The 17000-nt window shown below is 72.0% G+C and carries 15 protein-coding genes and 1 pseudogene; 7 read left to right on the plus strand and 9 right to left on the minus strand.

Going from position 1 to position 17000, the window contains the following annotated elements; genetic code table 11:
- Both AC0T5L_RS24210 and AC0T5L_RS24215 read left to right on the plus strand, forming a co-directional pair.
- Positions 1-198, plus strand: a pseudogene (locus AC0T5L_RS24210) (succinate--CoA ligase subunit alpha); the annotation flags it as partial.
- On the plus strand, positions 195-1742 hold the full coding sequence (locus AC0T5L_RS24215) for an aldehyde dehydrogenase family protein (protein WP_476167790.1): 1548 nt from the start codon (positions 195-197) through the stop codon (positions 1740-1742). The pseudogene AC0T5L_RS24210 and the gene AC0T5L_RS24215, both read left to right, overlap by 4 nt.
- A gap of 183 nt (positions 1743-1925) precedes the next feature.
- Here AC0T5L_RS24215 and fdhD read toward each other — a convergent pair whose 3' ends face one another.
- From fdhD to AC0T5L_RS24240, 5 genes are all read right to left on the minus strand, one after another.
- Positions 1926-2807, minus strand: a complete 882-nt coding sequence (gene fdhD / locus AC0T5L_RS24220; protein ID WP_476167791.1) for a formate dehydrogenase accessory sulfurtransferase FdhD — start codon at positions 2805-2807, stop codon at positions 1926-1928.
- 73 nt (positions 2808-2880) lie between these two features.
- Entirely contained in the window at positions 2881-3822 is a 942-nt protein-coding gene (locus tag AC0T5L_RS24225; protein WP_476167792.1) for a 2Fe-2S iron-sulfur cluster-binding protein, read from the minus strand.
- Entirely contained in the window at positions 3819-5798 is a 1980-nt protein-coding gene (locus AC0T5L_RS24230) for an NAD(P)H-dependent oxidoreductase subunit E (protein ID WP_476167793.1), read from the minus strand. Before AC0T5L_RS24230 ends, AC0T5L_RS24225 begins: the two co-directional genes overlap by 4 nt.
- Positions 5799-6036: 238 nt before the next feature.
- Complete coding sequence (locus AC0T5L_RS24235; protein WP_476167794.1) at positions 6037-7980, minus strand: molybdopterin oxidoreductase family protein; 1944 nt, start codon at positions 7978-7980, stop codon at positions 6037-6039.
- A gap of 114 nt (positions 7981-8094) precedes the next feature.
- On the minus strand, positions 8095-9102 hold the full coding sequence (locus tag AC0T5L_RS24240) for a 2-dehydropantoate 2-reductase (protein ID WP_476167795.1): 1008 nt from the start codon (positions 9100-9102) through the stop codon (positions 8095-8097).
- A gap of 79 nt (positions 9103-9181) precedes the next feature.
- On the opposite strand from AC0T5L_RS24240, the gene AC0T5L_RS24245 reads away from it, so the two are divergent.
- Positions 9182-10399, plus strand: a complete 1218-nt coding sequence (locus AC0T5L_RS24245) for a molybdopterin molybdotransferase MoeA (protein WP_476167796.1) — start codon at positions 9182-9184, stop codon at positions 10397-10399.
- Between the two features lie 67 nt (positions 10400-10466).
- Complete coding sequence (locus AC0T5L_RS24250; protein WP_476167797.1) at positions 10467-11153, plus strand: GntR family transcriptional regulator; 687 nt, start codon at positions 10467-10469, stop codon at positions 11151-11153.
- A 71-nt stretch (positions 11154-11224) separates the two neighbouring features.
- Here the strand turns inward: AC0T5L_RS24250 and AC0T5L_RS24255 are convergent, their stop codons facing one another.
- The 3 genes from AC0T5L_RS24255 to AC0T5L_RS24265 all read right to left on the minus strand — a co-directional run bounded on the left by AC0T5L_RS24255 (position 11225) and on the right by AC0T5L_RS24265 (position 13471).
- Positions 11225-12043 (minus strand): HAD family hydrolase, encoded by an 819-nt coding sequence (locus AC0T5L_RS24255; protein ID WP_476167798.1) that lies wholly within the window; start codon positions 12041-12043, stop codon positions 11225-11227.
- Between the two features lie 44 nt (positions 12044-12087).
- On the minus strand, positions 12088-12807 hold the full coding sequence (locus AC0T5L_RS24260) for an STM4011 family radical SAM protein (protein WP_476167799.1): 720 nt from the start codon (positions 12805-12807) through the stop codon (positions 12088-12090).
- A 208-nt stretch (positions 12808-13015) separates the two neighbouring features.
- Positions 13016-13471 (minus strand): helix-turn-helix domain-containing protein, encoded by a 456-nt coding sequence (locus tag AC0T5L_RS24265; RefSeq protein WP_476167800.1) that lies wholly within the window; start codon positions 13469-13471, stop codon positions 13016-13018.
- Positions 13472-13529: 58 nt separating this feature from the next.
- Between AC0T5L_RS24265 and AC0T5L_RS24270 the strand changes: the two genes are divergently transcribed.
- The 3 genes from AC0T5L_RS24270 to AC0T5L_RS24280 all read left to right on the plus strand — a co-directional run bounded on the left by AC0T5L_RS24270 (position 13530) and on the right by AC0T5L_RS24280 (position 16461).
- Positions 13530-14120, plus strand: a complete 591-nt coding sequence (locus AC0T5L_RS24270) for a class I SAM-dependent methyltransferase (protein ID WP_476167801.1) — start codon at positions 13530-13532, stop codon at positions 14118-14120.
- Between the two features lie 162 nt (positions 14121-14282).
- Complete coding sequence (locus AC0T5L_RS24275) at positions 14283-15074, plus strand: class I SAM-dependent methyltransferase (protein ID WP_476167802.1); 792 nt, start codon at positions 14283-14285, stop codon at positions 15072-15074.
- A gap of 145 nt (positions 15075-15219) precedes the next feature.
- Positions 15220-16461, plus strand: a complete 1242-nt coding sequence (locus AC0T5L_RS24280; RefSeq protein ID WP_476167803.1) for a phospholipase D-like domain-containing protein — start codon at positions 15220-15222, stop codon at positions 16459-16461.
- 2 nt (positions 16462-16463) lie between these two features.
- Here the strand turns inward: AC0T5L_RS24280 and AC0T5L_RS24285 are convergent, their stop codons facing one another.
- Complete coding sequence (locus tag AC0T5L_RS24285) at positions 16464-16682, minus strand: calcium-binding protein (RefSeq protein WP_476167804.1); 219 nt, start codon at positions 16680-16682, stop codon at positions 16464-16466.
- Positions 16683-17000: the final 318 nt, after the last annotated feature.

A 17000-nucleotide genomic window follows, 5' to 3' on the forward strand; every position in this document is an offset into this window, starting at 1 on the left:
ATGGGCCACGCGGGTGCCATCGTGTCGGGTTCCTCGGGCACGGCCGCGGCGAAGAAGGAGGCGTTGGAGGCCGTCGGAGTCAAGGTCGGCAGAACCCCCAGCGAAACCGCCCGGATCGTCCGTGCCGTCCTGACCGGAACGACATATGGAGAGGAGACGGGCGCCATCTCCTCGGCGATGGCGCCCACGGCCCCATGACGGAGATGACGCTCAAGCCCGGCACCGAGTGGGCTTCCCTGTACACCCGCTGCCGTGAGACCGCCCCGGAGGCCTTCGGCGCCGACCGGGTCCACAACCGCTGGGGCGGGCAGTGGCGCGCCGACGGTGAACCGCGCACGTCCTACTCACCCGTGGACGGTTCCGAGATCGCCGGACCTCCCATGCTCGACGGATCCACCGCGGACCGCGCCGTGGCCGGGGCCGCCGCCGACCACCGCGAGTGGAGCGGCGTCCCCCTCGACGAGCGCCGGGCCCGGGTCCGCGCGGCCGTCCGGGCCTGGGGCGAGCACCGGGACACCCTGGCCCTGGCCCTGGTCTGGGAGATCGGCAAACCCTGGCGGCTGGCCCGCCAGGATGTCGACCGGGCGATCTCGGGGGTGGAGTGGTACCTGGACGGGGTCGACCGGATGCTGGACGGGCGCGTCGCCCTCGACGGCCCCGTCAGCAACATCGCCAGCTGGAACTATCCCATGAGCGTGCTGGCCCACGCGATGTGCGTGCAGGCCCTGGCGGGCAACGGCGTGATCGCCAAGACGCCCACCGACGGCGGGCTCGTGTGCCTCACCCTGGCAGTGGCCCTGGCGGTCCGGGAGGGGCTGCCGTTCACCCTGGTCAGCGGTGGCGGCCGCGACCTGTCCCCGGCCCTGGTCCGCGGTCCGGAGATCGGCTGTGTGTCCTTCGTCGGAGGACGCGACACCGGGGGCCGGGTCGCGGCCGACCTCGCCGACCTGGGCAGACCGCACATCCTGGAGCAGGAGGGCCTGAACTGCTGGGGTGTGTGGGAGTTCGACGACTGGGACACCCTCACGGGACAGATCCGCAAGACCTTCGACTACGCCAAGCAGCGCTGTACGGCCTACCCCCGGTTCGTGGTGCAGCGCTCCCGCTTCGACGCCTTCCTCCAGGCCTACCTGGCCGCCGTGTCCACGGTCCGCTTCGGCCACCCGCTCGCGGTCGCCGACCCCGGGGACGACCTGCCCGAACTCGACTTCGGACCGGTGATCAGCGCGGCCAAGGCCAAGGAGCTCACCGACCGGGTCGCCGAGGCCGTCGTGGGCGGCGCGGTGCCGCTCCACCGGGGATCCCTCTCCGACGCCCTGCTGCTCCCCGGACAGAACACCGACGCCTACGTGGCCCCCGTGGCCCTGCTGGAGCCGCCGCGTTCCTCCCCGCTGTTCCACGCGGAGCCCTTCGGGCCGATCGACTCGATCGTGTTGGTGGACACCGAGGCCGAGCTGTTGGCGGCGATGAACGCCAGCAACGGGGCGCTGGTCGCCACCGTCTCATGCGACGACACCGACACGGCCGCCCGCCTGGCGGCCGGGGTGCGGGCCTTCAAGGTCGGTGTCAACCGGCCGCGCTCACGCGGTGACCGCGACGAGCTGTTCGGCGGTTGGGGCGACTCCTGGCGGGGCGCCTTCGTCGGCGGCGAGCTCCTGGTCCACGCGGTCACCCGGGGACCCGCCACCGAGAGGCCGCCCGGGAACTTCCCGCACTACACGCTGCACCCCGAGGGGCGCTGAACCGGCGCCCGAACAGCGATGGTCTTGCCCTTACCGGCACTCTCGAGCGCCGGCAGTGCCTCTGGGGGGCAAGATCATCGCGTGTCGGTGCGCACAGCGCGACCAGGGAACACGCCAGAGGAGGAAGTCCGGTGTCGGGCCTGGCCGGCGCGGGGGGCTGGTACGCGCCGACCGGGCCCGCGCCTACCGGTTCGGAGGGCGTGGTGCACCCGGGGCCGCCGAAGACGCGGTCAGCGCCTTCTCCAGGAGCACACGGTGCCTTCCGGCGTAGACGTTCATGGAGGTGCCGCGCAGGAAACCGACGAGCGTGATGCCCGCCTCCGCAGCCAGGTCGACGGCGAGGGAGGAGGGCGCGGAGACGGCGGCCATCATGGGGATGCCCGCCATCCACGCCTTCTGCACCAGCTCGAAGGAGGCGCGCCCCGACACCATCAGCACCGTCTCGCGCAGGGGCAGGCGTTCGGAGCGCAGCGCCCAGCCGACCAGTTTGTCCACCGCGTTGTGTCTGCCCACGTCCTCGCGCAGGGCGAGCAGCTCGCCCCCGGGGGTGAACAGCCCGGCGGCGTGCAGGCCACCGGTGCGGTCGAACACCCGCTGTGCCTCGCGCAGCCGGTCCGGCAGCGCGGTCAGCGTGTCCGCGTCGATCCGCAGCCCGTCCCCGTCCACCGGCCAGTGGGCCTGGGTGCGCACGGCGTCCAGGCTCGCCTTGCCGCACAGCCCGCACGAGGAGGAGGTGTAGAAGTTGCGTTCCAGTGAGGTGTCCGGACGGGGGACGTCCGGGGCCAGCGACACGTCGAGCACATTGTAGGTGTTCGACCCGTCCTCGGTGGCCCCGGCGCAGTAGCGGATCGCGGTGACGTCTCGTTCCCGGGTGGCCACCCCCTCGCTGACCAGGAACCCCGCGGCGAGGTCGAAGTCGCTTCCGGGGGTGCGCATGGTGATGCTCAGCGGAGCCCCGTCCAGCCTGATCTCCAGCGGCTCCTCCACCACGAGCGTGTCCACGCGCTCACTGGCGGCCCCCTCTCTGATCCGGAGGACCTTCTCCCGGGCCGTGACCCGTCCCATCCGTCCACCGCCTTTCGCTGCCTCTGGTCTACTCCTCCGCCCGCCTCGCGTCGAGGGGGGCGGACTCTCGGATTCAGTCCCCGCCGCGCCGCTGCACGTGCTGGTAGCCGAACCGGCCCTTGATGCACAGGTTTCCATGGGTCACCGGGTTGTCGTGCGGAGACGTGACCTTGACGATCTCGTTCTCCTGCACGTGCAGGGTGAGGTTGCAGCCGACACCGCAGTAGGTGCACACCGTGGTCGTCTCGGTCTGCTTCTCCTCGTCCCAGGTACCCGCTTGGCGCATGTCGAACTCCGTGGAGAACGACAGGGCGCCGGTCGGGCAGACCTCGATGCAGTTTCCGCAGTACACGCAGGCCGAGTCTGGCAGGGACACGTCGTGCTCGGTGGAGATGCGCGCGTCGAAGCCCCGGCCCGCCACCCCGATGGCGAAGGTGTTCTGCCACTGGTCGCCGCAGGCGTCCACGCACTTGTAGCACATGATGCACTTGGAGTAGTCGCGCACGTAGAGGTCGTTGTCCACCTTGGCGGGCTGTTCGACCGTCTCCGCGACGGAGCCGTCGCCGGGCTCGTGCTCGCCCGCGCGGCGGGCGTCGCGCACGCCCAGCGCGGCGGGCTCGGCGCGCTGGCCGAACCTCTCGGGCCTCGCCTCGTAGCGCTCCATCCACTCCGGCACCTGCGGGGTGGTGGACAGGTCCACCGATGAGCCCAGCAGCTCCAGGACCACCTTGCGGCTGTGCCGGACCCGCTCGGAGTCGGTGGCCACGCTCATCCCGGGTTCCAGTTTGCGCGAGCAGGCGGGTGCGAGCGTGCGCGCGCCCTCCACCTCCACCACGCACACGCGGCAGGCGTTGCGCGGCGTGAGCGTGTCGCCGTAGCACAGGGTGGGGATCTCGGTCCCGGACGCGGAGCAGGCGTCCAGGACGGTGGTGCCCTCCGGGACGCGGACCGACTCTCCGTCGATGGTCGCGTCGATCAGCCGTTTGGGCGGGGAAAGGAGTACGGGGGCGGTCATCGGGCCTCCTCGGTCGCCGCCCGGGCACCCGGCGCGGCGGTCTGGTGGGTGTCGTCTGAGTACAGTCCGAGCCGGTCGATGGCCGACTCCACGGCGTTCCAGGCGGTCTGGCCGAGGCCGCAGATCGAGGCGTCCCGCATGGCCCGCCCGACCTCGCGCAGCAGCGGCAGCTCCTGTTCGGGGGGAGCACCCGCGCTCAGCCGCAGCAGGGACTCCTCCTGCCGCACGGTGCCCACACGGCACGGGACGCACTGGCCGCAGGACTCGTCCCGGAAGAAGGCGGCGACGCGTACCAGCGTCGCGGGCAGGTCCGCGGTGTCGTCCAGGACGAGGACGACGCCCGAGCCCAGGGAGGTCCCCGCCGCCCGCGCCCCCTCGAAGGTGAGGGGGATGTCCAGCTCGTCGCCGCGGACGAACGTCCCGGCGGCCCCGCCGAGGAGCACCGCACGGATCGAGCGGCCCTCCGGCATCCCGCCCGCGGCCTCGACCAGGTCGCGCAGGGTGGCTCCGAAGGGCATCTCGTACAGGCCGGGCCGGCGCACGCCGCCGGAGAGGCAGAACAGCTTGGGGCCGGACGACCCCTCGGTGCCCACGGCCGCGTACGCGGGACCGCCCATCAGCAGGACCGGGAGCACGTTGACCAGCGTCTCCACGTTGTTCACGGCGGTCGGCTTGCCGAACAGCCCCTTCTCCACGGGGAAGGGCGGCTTGGTGCGGGGCTCTCCCCGCTGGCCCTCGATGGAGCCGAAGATCGCGGTCTCCTCACCGCAGATGTAGGCGCCCGCGCCGCGCCGGACCTCGATGTCGAAGGTGAATCCCGATCCCATGACGTCGGCGCCGAGCAGTCCGCGCTCGCGTGCCAGGGCGAGGGCGTTCTCCAGGTGCCGCAGGGCCCTCGGGTACTCGCCCCGGATGTACAGGTAGCCGGTCCTGGCGCCGATCGCGTATCCGGCGATCGTCATGGCCTCGACGACGGAGAAGGGGTCGCCCTCCATCAGCACCCGGTCCTTGAAGGTGCCGGGCTCACTCTCGTCGGCGTTGCACACCAGGTAGTGCGGGGTGTCGGGCTGCTGGGCGGTGGCGTTCCACTTGCGGCCGGTGGGGAAGGCCGCGCCGCCGCGGCCGACCAGGCCGGAGTCGGTGACCTCACGAAGGACCCCGGCGGGGCCGAGCCGAAGGGCCTCACGCAGCGCGGCGTAGCCGCCCGCCGCGCGGTAGTCGTCCAGGCTGAGCGGGTCGGCGCGGCCGATCCGGCGCAGCAGGACGTGGTCGGGGGAGCCCGCGTCGGGGACCGCGGAGGCGGCGTCCGGCTCGGGGGAGGCGCCGGGAAGCGGATCGGCGCCGTAGGTGGTGCGCGCAGCCGGCCGGTGGCCGTTCCCCCCACCGGAGGCCGCCGGCTCGGACGTCTCGGCGCCGCTCTCGGCGATTGTGTCCAGGGCGGCGGGGTCGGCGGGCGCGGCGACGGAGTACCGTGCCGGGTCCCCGGCCTGGAGCGCGAGCGCGGCGGGTGCGCGCTCGCACATGCCGAGGCAGGGGCTCTCGTGCCAGGTGGTCCCGCCCTCGGCGGAGCCGGGCGGGCCCAGCCGCTCGGCCACGCGGTCCCTCAGTCCGGCCGAGCCCGCGGCGGCACAGGCGATGTCGGTGCACAGGTGCAGGACCCGGCGGGGCCGCTCGTGCATGGCGAACATCGCGTAGAAGGAGGCGACGGCGTATGCCTCCGCCGGGGGAATGGTCAGCCTGCGGCAGACGTAGTCGAGCGCGCCGCGGCTGGTCCAGCCCACACGGTCGTTGACGGCGTGCAGGGCGGGTAGGAGCAGGTCGCGCCGGTCGCGGGCGGCGTGGCCGCCCTTGGCGTAGCGCAGGTCGGTGTCCTGGCGGGTGCCGCCGTCCCATCCGGATTCGGGCGGTCCCAGGACCGAGTCGACGGCCTCGCGCTCGGCGGTGGTGGGAGCCTCATCCAGGAATCGCAGGTCCACGCCCGTGTCACCTCATATCACGTGTAAGCCAGATCACAGGATTCTGTATACAGAGGACAGTATGATGGGGGAGTCGGATTGACAACCCCTGATCCGGTGCGGCCTCGGCGGGGCGTCGCCCTTTCCGGGGCACCCGCGGCGGGCCGTCTCCACAGGGGGCTGGGGAGACGGCCCGCGCGTTCGCCGCGCGTCCGGCGGACGCGGTCGCGGGGCGCCACGGCCTCGGAGCGCGCCGGGGTCAGCTCGCGGTTGCGGTCGCCCGCGCGTTCTCCCTCACCCGCTCGATCCGGACCGCGGCCGCCTTGTACTCGGCCGTTCCGGCGATCGGGTCGGTGGCGTCGATGGTCAGCAGCTGGGTGTCCACCTGGTCGGGGAAGTGGAAGGTCATGAACACCAGTCCCGGCCGCATGGCCTCGCTGACCGAGACGGGGACCAGGACCGACCCCCGGCGCGAGGACACGCGCACCGTCTCCCCGTCCTCGACGCCGAGCTTGGCGGCGTCCTCGGGGGACAGGTCCAGCAGCTCGCCCCGGCGCAGGGGTGAGGAGAACCCGCTGGTCTGCACACCGGTGTTGTAGTCGTCCAGCCGGCGCCCGGTGGTCAGGCGGAACGGGAAGTCCTCGTCCAGCAGGTCCACCGGCGGCGAGTGGCCGACGATGCCGAACGGGGCGGGTTCGCCGCGCTCGTCCGGGTCCTTCGACCACAGCCGCGAGTGCAGGTAGCTCGGCTCCAGAGTGTCCTCCGAGTAGCAGGGCCACTGGATGCCGCTCAGTTCGGCCAGGCGCGCGTAGCTCATCCCCCGGTGCATCGGGGAGAGCGAGCGCACCTCGTCCCAGATCTCCTCGGCTGGCGGACGCTCCCATCCGTGCCCCAGACGGGTCGCCAGCTCGCACATGATCTCGATGTCGTCCCGGGCGCCCTCCGGCGGTTCCAGGGCCTTGCGGACCAGCTGGACCCGTCGCTCGCTGTTGGTGAAGGTGCCGTCCGACTCACACCAGGAGGCGCTCGCCGGGAGTACGACGTCGGCGAGTTCGGCGGTGCGTGTCAGGAAGATGTCCTGCACCACGAGGTGGTCCAGTGCGCGCAGCCGTCCGGTGGTCTTGTGCGTCTCGGGCTCGGACTGGACCGGGTTCTCCCCGATCACGTAGAGCGTCCTGAGCTCGCCGGAGTCCATCGACTCGAACATCTGGGTGAGGTTCTTTCCCTTGGCGGCCTGGATCGGCCGTCCCCACGTCTGCTCGAACGGGGAGCGCACCCGCGGGTCCTGGAGGTCCTGGAACCCGACCAGCCGGTCCGGGATGGCGCCCATGTCGCCGCCGCCCTGCACGTTGTTCTGACCGCGCAGGGGATTGAGCCCGGAGCCGTGCCGTCCCACGTGGCCGGTCAGCAGGGACAGGTTGATCAGTGCGCGCACGTTGTCGGTCGCGTTGTGGTGCTCGGTGATGCCGAGGGTCCAGCAGAGCTGGGCGCGCTCGGCCCGGGCGTAGGCGTGCGCCAGTTCGCGGATGGCCTCCGCGGGCACGCCGGTCTCGGCCTCGGCCGCTGTGAGCGTCCACGGCTCGACCAGTTCGCGGTACTCGTCCAGGCCGCTGGTGGCGCGCTCGACGAAGGTCTCGTTGGCCAGGCCCGCGTACAGGATCTCCCGGCCGACGGCGTGCGCCAGGGGGATGTCGGTGCCCACGTTGAGCCCGAGCCAGCGGTCGGCCCACTCGGCGGTCGGTGTGCGGCGGGGGTCCACGACGAAGAGCTTGGCGCCCCGGCGGACGCCCTTGAGTACGTGCTGGAAGAAGATCGGGTGCGCGAAGCGCGGGTTGCCTCCCCAGATGACGATGAGGTCGGTGTCCTCGATCTCCGAGTAGGAGGAGGTGCCGCCACCGGAGCCGAAGGCCGCGGCCAGTCCGGCGACGCTGGGGGCGTGGCAGGTGCGGTTGCATGAGTCGACGTTGTTGGTGCCGACCACGACACGGGCGAACTTCTGCGCCATGAAGTTCATCTCGTTGGTGGCTCGGGCGCAGGAGAGCAGTCCGAAGGAGTTCGGCCCGTGGCGCTCCACACCCTGCTGGAACCCGGCGGCGGCGCGGTCGAGGGCTTCGTCCCAGGTGGTCGGGCGTAGTTCGCCGTGCTCGCGCACGAGCGGTCGGGTGAGGCGGTCGAGAGGGGCGAAGAGGTCGTCGGTTCGCATGTGGCCTCGCTTGGTGGTCGTGGCCTTCTTCGTGGAGGGCCCGGAAACGGTGGGGTTCCCGCAGGCCGCATAGCACGGATACTGTATACAGTATTTGCGCTAAGAGGGTAGAGGTCAAGAGCGCGCGACCAGGGAGGAGGCGGGCGCTGAGGGCTCGGACACCCTCCGGTTCAGCAGCCCGGCCGCGGCGTCGACCGTCCGGAGCGCCGGTGCCGCGACCCCGGTCAGATCGGCCATCTCCACCACGGCGGACAGGATGACGTCGAGCTCCATGGGGCGCCCCCGCTCCAGGTCGTGCAGGGTGGAGGTGCGGTGGTCCCCGGCCCGTTCGGCGCCCGCCAGCCGCCGCTCGACGGAGACGGCCGGGCGCACTCCCAGCCCGGCCGCCACCTCCAGGGTCTCGTTCATCATGGTTCGGGCCAGTTCCCTGGTCGCGGGGTCGCGGCAGATCTGCACCATGGTCGACCGGGTCAGCGCGCTCAGCGGGTTGAAGACGATGTTGCCCATCAGCTTCACCCAGATGTCCTCGCGCAGGTCCTGCTCGACCGGGCACTTGAGCCCGCCCGCCTCCATCGCCGCGGCCAGGGCGCGGCAGCGCTCGGAGTCGGAGCCGTCCGGCTCGCCGATGGAGAAGCGGGTGCCCTCGATGTGCTGGATCACCCCCGGCGCGGCGATCTCGGTGGCCGCGTAGACCACGCACCCCACCGCGCGCTCGACCGGAATCGTCCGGCTGACCGCGCCCTCGGGGTCCACGCTCTCGATCCGCCGGTCCGCGAACGGGCCGCCGACCCCGTGGAAGTACCACCACGGGATGCCGTTCTGGGCGGCCACGACGGAGGTGGCGGGCCCGAGGAGGGGGCGCAGCAGCGGTCCGCACCCGGCGTACTGCTGGGCCTTGAGGCAGAGGAGGACGGCGTCGACGGGACCCACCTCGGCGGGGTCGTCCGTGACGTGGGGGCGCGCGGTGAAGTCGCCGCGGGGGCTCAGTACGCGGACCCCGTGCTCGCGCATGGCCCGCAGGTGCTCACCGCGGGCGATGAGGTGGACGTCGGCACCGCCGCGGTGCAGCGCGGCGCCCGCGTAGGCGCCGATCGCTCCCGCGCCCAGGACGGCGATTCGCATGAGGACTCCCTTCATTTTACATATTGTATACAGTATGCTTACGAAGCCGCTCCTTCACACCACGGCAGGGAGAGAAGGAATGTCCGACTCGGGTGCTTCGGAAACTTCTCCGCTTCTTCACGCGGGATCCCGTCCCCGCGCGCCCGTGCCCTGGGACAGGGCTCGGAAGCTGGCGCGTGCGGCCGGCGCCGAGGGGGGACTGCCCGTGGCCGAGGAGCCGCTCGCCGACGCACTCGGCGCCACCCTCGGCGCCGACCTCGTCTCAGCGGTCGACGTCCCCGCGCTGGACAGCGCGGCGATGGACGGGTACGCGGTGTCCGGAGGGGGCCCCTGGGCCGTGCTCGGCCGGTCGTTCGCCGGGCACCGGGGACCCGTCGCCCGCCTGCGTCGCGGGGAGGCGGTGGAGATCGCCACGGGCGCCGTCGTGCCGGACGGCACCACCGCCGTCCTTCCCCACGAGCGGGCGACGGTGTCCTCCGAGACCGTGTACGGCGGCGCTGAACCCGGCAGGCACATCCGGCGCCGGGGCGAGACCACCGCGGCCGGGACGTTGGCCGCACGCCGGGGGAGCCCCGTCACGCCGGCCCTCCTGGGCCTGGCCGCGAGCCTGGGGCTGGACACCCTGCCCGTACTCCGTCCCCTGCTGCGCGTCCTGGTCACGGGGGACGAGGTCGTGCGTGAGGGGACGCCGCGCCCGGGGTCGGTGCGCGACGCGATCGGCCCCGTGCTGCCGGGGCTGGCGGCCTGGGCCGGAGCGAGCTGCGCCCCCGCCGCCTCGGTCGCCGACCGGGACGGGGACCTGGCGCGTGCGCTGGAGGAGGCCGCGCAGGCCGACGTCGTCGCGGTCTGCGGCTCCTCGTCGGCCGGACCCGCCGACCACCTGCGTACGGTGCTGGCCGGGTTCGGCGCGAGGGTCGTCGTCGACGGCGTGTCCTGCCGGCCGGGGCACCCGCAGACGCTGGCGGTGCTGCGCTCGGGCACCGTGGTCGTGGGGCTGCCGGGCAACCCCGGCGCCGCCCTGGCCGCCGCCCTCACCCTGCTTGTCCCGGTGCTCAGCGGACGTGCTGGTCGGCGCGACCCCGCGCACACCGGAAGGCGCGCCCGGTTCGTCGGCACCACCCCGCCGCACGCGTCCGACACCCGCCTGCTGCCGGTGCGCGTCAGCCGGGACCTGGCGGTGGAACTGGCCTGCTCGGGTTCCGCCGACCTGCGCGCCGCCGCCACGGCGGACGCCCTCGCGGTCGTCCCGCCCGGCCGTGCCCCCGGCCGCGTCGAGCTCGTGGGGGTACCTGGATGACGTACGCGCCCGCTGTGCTTTGTACACTGTCTACAAAGGCCGACCACCTGGATTCTGGAGATCTTCTATGTCCTCGCAGGGGTTGAGTACCGTCGCAGGGCGTATCCAGCGTCCGGTACCGCTGCGTGAAGCCGTGTACGAGGCCATCCTCGACCTGATCACCACCCGGGCGCTCTCACCCGGCCAGCACCTGGTCGAGACCGAGCTCGCCCAGAACCTGGGCGTCTCGCGCCAGCCCGTACGAGAGGCGATGCAGCGGCTCAGCAACGAGGGGTGGGTGGACCTGCGGCCCGGCTACGGCGCGTTCGTGCACACGCCCACCGAGAGCGAGGCCGACCAGCTCCTGGCCGTCCGCGCCCTGCTGGAGACCGAATCGGCCCGCTTGGCGGCCGAGAACGCCTCGACCGATCAGATCGGGTTCCTGCGTGAGCTGGTCTCCGCCGGGCGCGTGGCGACCGAGCGAGCCGACACCGACGCGGTCGTCCAGGCCAACGCCGACTTCCACCGCACCGTCACCGAAGCCTCGGGCAACCGGGTGCTCGCCGAGCTGGCCGCGCAGGTCGACCGGCGGGTCCGCTGGTACTACGCTCCGGTGGCCCGTGTCCGCGGCTCCGCCTCCTGGGACGAGCACGACCAGCTCGTCGACGTCATCGAGACGGGGAACGCGGACGAGGCGCTGAGACTGATGGGTGAGCACACCGAGCGCACCCGGCGTACCTACCACGAGCAGGTGGACGACCCCCGGAGCCCGTGACCGCGGAGGCGCGCCGCCGCGCGGGCGGCCCCGGTGGACGGTTCCGGGGCCGCCCGCGCGGCCAGCCGTTTTCAGCGCTGGTCGAGCAGCTGCTCGACCACCCTGGCCACACCGTCCTCGTGACTAGCGGGGGCCACCCGCAGTCCCAGCGCCGGGTCGAGCAGGTCCGGGTGCCCGTTGGCCATGGCGTACCCCGCACCCGCCCAGGACAGGGCGGACAGGTCGTTGGGCATGTCTCCGAAGGCCACCACCCCATCGGCGGACACACCCCACCGCTCGCAGACCAGCGCGAGCGTGCTTCCCTTGCTCACCCCCGCGGCGCTCAGCTCCAGCAGGCCGTACCCGCCCGAGTAGGTGATCTCCGCCAGCGGCCCGACCGCCTCCACGGCGGCCTCGTGCAGCACGTGTACCGGGATGTCGCGGGAGCGCACGAGCAGCTTGGTGACCGGGGTGGCCCGCGTGAGCAGGGCGTCGGGGGTGTCCAGCACCTCGCGCACCCAGTCGCGGGGCACCCACGGCTCCAGGTGGTATCCGGTGTCGTGGAAGAAGCCGGTGCCGGTCTCGACACCGAAGCCGATCCCCGCCAGCGCCCCGCGCAGCTTCCCGACCACCGTGCTGGCGGTCTCCAGGTCGATCGCACGCACCAGGGGGTCGGAGTCGGGCACGTGGGCGAGTGCGCCGTTGCCGCAGAGCACGGCGGCGCAGGTGAACTGCTCGGCGATGTGCTGGGTGGTGCGGGGCGGGCGCGCGGTGGAGACGACCACCTTGACGCCCGCCTCCGCGGCGGCGGCCAGGGCCCGCCGGTTGCGTTCGGAGACCAGACCCTCTCTTCCCAGGAGGGTGCCGTCGAGGTCGGTCGCGATAACCCGGGGAAAGACCATGATGCGCATTATGTCGGTTACCTGTGACGTTCTGAAGTGGTTTCCACCCGCCCTCAGACGAGTGGAAGCGTGGTCCCGGACCCCGCTGGGACCCGTTCCACCACCCCGCCCCGAAACACCTCGTACAGGTCCAGCGATTCCAGGTGGACATAGCCGATATGGCAGTCGCAGCTGTTCAGCGGGCACGCGCGCGGCCCGAGCCGGGTGGCGAACGAGCCGTCGTAGAGGTTGCCCAGCGGCGTGTCCACGAAGTGGCAGCGGCGCACGTTCCCGTCCCCGTCCACGGACAGCACACTGTCACCTGTACGACAGGGCAGCCCCCGGCTGGGATGGGGGCGGCGGCTGTAGTGGAAGTACGGGTCCAGGGCCTGCCACTCGGCGGCCTCCGCGTCGGTGTAGGTGCGTCCCTCGGCGGCGTTCACCCACAGGTACACCCCCTCGGGCAGGCCGGCGCGCATCCGCCGGGCCGCCTCCAGGTGCTCGGGCTCGCCGACCACGCCGACGCTGAACCGCACCCCCATACCGGTCAACTCGCGCGCCTCGGCGAGGAAGCGCTCGTGGGACACCTGTCCGGGGTGGTAGGTGGTCCACAGCGCGGCGGAGGAGGGGTCGCACTCCTCCATGGACAGGCCCGCGTAGAAGAGGGAACGCAGGACGGGCAGGCGCGGGGCGGTCTCCACGAAGGCGTCGCGGACCTCGGCGGAGGACTCCGCGTCGAAGGCGTCCACCAGGCTGCCGACCACGACGGCGGTGACCGCGGCCGGATCGGACACGAACTCGGTGAAACCGGTGAGGTAGTCCAGAGCCGGCCCCGGCCGTCGTCCTCGTAGCCGTACCGGGTCAGCCGCCAGGCCACCGAACCGGGATCGGCGAGGCCGTCCAGCTCGGGGGAGGCGCCCCCTCCCCCTCGTCTCTGGATGCGGGCTTCCGTGTACTCGGCGACGGGCGGTCCGGCGAACTCGTTCGGGGGATCGTGGAAGGTCAAGGTGATTTCCGGAGGGTCGGAGGGCGTGCGTGTCCATGCATAGCAGCGCACTCCGACATCGCCGTCTCCTCCAGCATCGCCTGCATGGTCGGGCACTCCAGGAAGTCCCCGGCCTCGCAGGCCACGACGTGCGCCACCATCTCGCGGGCGGCCCGTAGCCGCTCCATGCGCTCGTCCAGCCTGGCCAGGTGCTCGGCCAGGAGGGTGTTTCGCGACGCGCCGTCCGGTGCGCCGACCACCTCGCGGATCTGCGCCAGGCTGAACCCGGCCTCCTGTGCGCGCAGCACCAGCGCGACCTGGACCCGGTGCTCCGGCGTGTAGCGGCGCTGGCCCCCGGTGCGCCGGGACGGCTTCAGCACGCCCGCCGTCTCCCAGTGCCGCAGGACGTGGGGGGCCAGCCCGAACGGCTCGGCCAGCTCGCCGATGGACAGTTCCGACTCTCTTGACCTCATGTGGACATTAACTTCCAGACTGGGGGTTCCGGTCAAGGAACGGAGCTGGGAGGGCGTCATGGACGAGCGGACCGAACGGGTACGTGGTCAGTGGAACCGGATGTCGAGGGGGTATGACCGCGGGGAGCGGGTGCAGGGGCTGGTGCTCGGCGGCACCCGCGCCCGGCTGTGCGGGAGGGCCCGCGGCAGGGTCCTGGAGGTCGCCGTGGGGACCGGCCACGACCTGCCGTACTACCCGGAGGGTGTGGAGCTCACCGGGGTGGACCTGAGCCCCGGCATGCTGGAGGGGGCCAGGGCGAGGGCCGCCAGGCTGGGCGTGGAGGCCGACCTCCGGGAGGGAGACGCCCAGGACCTGCCCTTCGGAGACGGCGGGTTCGACACCGTCGTGTGCGCGCTCGCCCTGTGCACCATCCCCGACCAGCGCCGGGCACTGGCCGAGATGCGCCGGGTCCTCCGAGCGGACGGACTCCTGCTGCTGGTCGACCACGTCGAGTACACCCGCTGGCCCCTCAGGCGGCGCGAGGCCCGTAAGGAGCACCCGCGGCGGCTGCCGAGGCACGTCGCCGTCGACGTGGGCTTCACGGTCGACCACCATGACCGGACCATGCTGGGGTTCGTCGAGCTGGTGGTCGCTCACCGGGGCGTCTGAGCGGCGGGCACCGGGGGGCTGGATGCGTCCGGGCGGTCTACCGGCATCCGGTCTTCCGTCTCTTCGCTATCAGGCTGTCCGAAACCCGTCTAGCAGGGCTTCGGCGCATTCCCTCCGGCGCTTCGACGGGACTTCGCGCGGGCGCGGTGTGACAGTGGTCCCATGGCTACGCACAGCGAACTGCGAGACTTCTGGGAGCGCCGCCTCGAAGGTGACTGGACCGAGAGCGGTGTCGGTTACCGGGCCCTGGGCCGCCCCTTCAACACGTGGATGTACCGGGTGCGCGAGGAGGTGTTCCTGCGCGAGGTGTCCCAGATGGACCCGGGCGGGGCCAGCGTCCTCGACGTGGGTAGCGGCACCGGTTTCTACACGCGCCTGTGGGACCGGATGGACGTCGGTGACATCACCGGGTGCGACATGACCGACGCGGCCGTGGAGCGGCTGCGCGGCAGGTTTCCCGGCCACCGGTTCGTCCGCCAGGACGCCGCGGACCTCGACGCCTTCGACGCCGACTCCTTCGACGCGGTCTCCTGCATGGACGTGCTCTTCCACATCACCGACGACGGCCGTTACGCCGGGGCGTTCGGCGAGTTCGCCAGGGTGCTGCGCCCCGGTGGCTTCCTCGTGGTCTCCGAGAACTGCCTCCAGCGCCCCGAGCAGCGCGGTGAGCACCAGGTCAACCGCACCCTGGAGTGGATCGCGGGTACAGCGGACAAGGCCGGGTTCGACCTGGTCCGCCGCGTTCCCATGCTCATGCTGATGAACGCCCAGGTGGACGCCCCCGCGGCGTGGCGCAAGGCGTGGGGCGGGGCCCTGCGCGCGGCCACCCTGACCGCGCCGACCGGATGGTTGGCGGGCGCCGCGCTGTACCCGTTGGAGCGGCGCCTGGTCCGGGGCCGCAGGGAGAGCCCGACGACGGAACTGGTGGCGTTCCGCCTCCGGGAGCAGACGTGAGGCGCGGCGCGAGGGGTGACACAGGAGGACCGTGCCTCCCCCCGGGGTGCGTCCCGGGTTACGGTTGACGTTCACCTTGTGCCGGAGAGACGGCTTCCGGGGCCGGGGCACCCGGTACTTTGGACGTCCTGCTCGGGAGGCGACTGTGCGACGCTCCACCATCAAGTCTGTGGTCAAGTGGGGACTCGTGGGGCTGACAGCCACCCAGGTCACCGTGGCGGCGACCCTCATGGGGATCAACCACTGGCGCAGGAAGGTGCGGCCGCGCCGAGCGGTCTTCCCCCGCACCGCCCCGGTCCAGCTCTCGGTCGGCGACACCGGAACCACCGCCACCGTGTACACCTACGGCGAGGACGTGTTCGCCGACATGCTCGCGGCGATCCGGGACGCCCGGCACCGAGTCCTGTTCGAGTCCTACATCGTCAAGGACGACCGGGTGGGCGTCGAGTTCAAGAGGGCGCTCGTCGAGGCCGCAGAACGGGGCGTCGAGGTGTACGTGATCTACGACGGCTTCGCGAACCTGGTGGTGCCCCGGTCCTTCTTCCGCTTCCCTCCCGGCATCCACGTGGTCAGGTATCCGGCGTTCCGGCCGGGCGTGCTGCTGATGAACATCCGCAAGTCCGGCCGGGACCACCGCAAGATCCTCACCGTCGACGGGAAGGCGGGGTTCGTCGGCGGGTACAACGTCGGATCCATGTACGCCACCGAGTGGCGCGACACCCACCTGCGGGTGGCCGGCCCGGCGGTGTGGGAGCTGGAGAACGCCTTCACCGACTTCTGGAACATGAATCGCTCCTCTCACCAGCCCGAGCTGGAGGGTCTGGGAGAGGCCGACTGGGACGCGCACTTCCGGGTGCACCGAAACGTGCCCGAACTGCTCATCTACCCGATCCGGGCGATGTTCCTGGAGGCGATCGACCGGGCCAAGGAGAGGGTGCTGTTCACCCAGGCCTACTTCATGCCCGACCGGGAGTTCCAGCGCGCCCTGGTCGACGCCGCCGAGCGGGGGGTGGACGTCAACGTCCTCGTTCCGGAGGAGTCCAACCACGTCATCGCGGACTGGATCTCCCGCAGCCAGTACTCCGTGCTGCTGAGCGGCGGGGTGCGGCTGTGGCTCTACAAGCAGGCCATGGTGCACGCCAAGACGGCGACGGTGGACGGCCGGTGGTCCACGGTCGGCACCGCGAACGTGGACCGGATGAGCCTGACGGGCAACTACGAGATCAACGTGGAGATCTTCGACGAGGGCGTGGCCGGGCACCTGGAGGAGGTCTTCGCCGCCGACCTCACCAACTGCCGGGAGCTGACCGAGGAGGAGTGGCGGAACCGTCCGCTCGCCGCGAAGTTCGGCGAGTGCGTTCTGGCGCCCTGGCGCCCGTTCCTGTGAGCTCAGGAGCGGCGGCGCTTGGGCGGCGGTCCCAGCCGCCTGGGGAAGAACGGGTCCGGGTCGGTCTTGCGCGGACGGGGGCCGCCCCAGTGCTGGGGGCCGGGATGCGGCGTGCGGTGAAGCGCACCGGCGATCGCGGACGGAGACCCGCCCCGCTGCCTGCCGGACGGCCTGCCCTGTTCCCCGGGCTGCTCGTCATGGGCGTGTTCCGCGTGCGTCATCCGAGTGGCCTCCCCCGACCGTTCCGTGCTCAGGTTCCATGATCGGACGGGGCGTCCCCGCTGTCATGGCGACACGGTGGGGGAACCGAGAACGGTGGAGGTCGGACCCGGTGCTGACCGCCGACGACGAACTCACCCGTGGCGCGGGGACCGGATGGGGTCCGCACTGCTGGATGACGTGTAGAGACGCGTAGAACCCCGGGGCTGCGACCCGGACCGCAACCTACGGGGCTCTGTAATCTGCGATGTTTCCGCAGGTCATCCCTGGCGTCCCCAGCAGGGAGCGAACCTGGACGTGTTGTGCGGACACACGCGCAT

It is taken from the genome of Nocardiopsis sp. TRM 82005 (assembly GCF_056312425.1).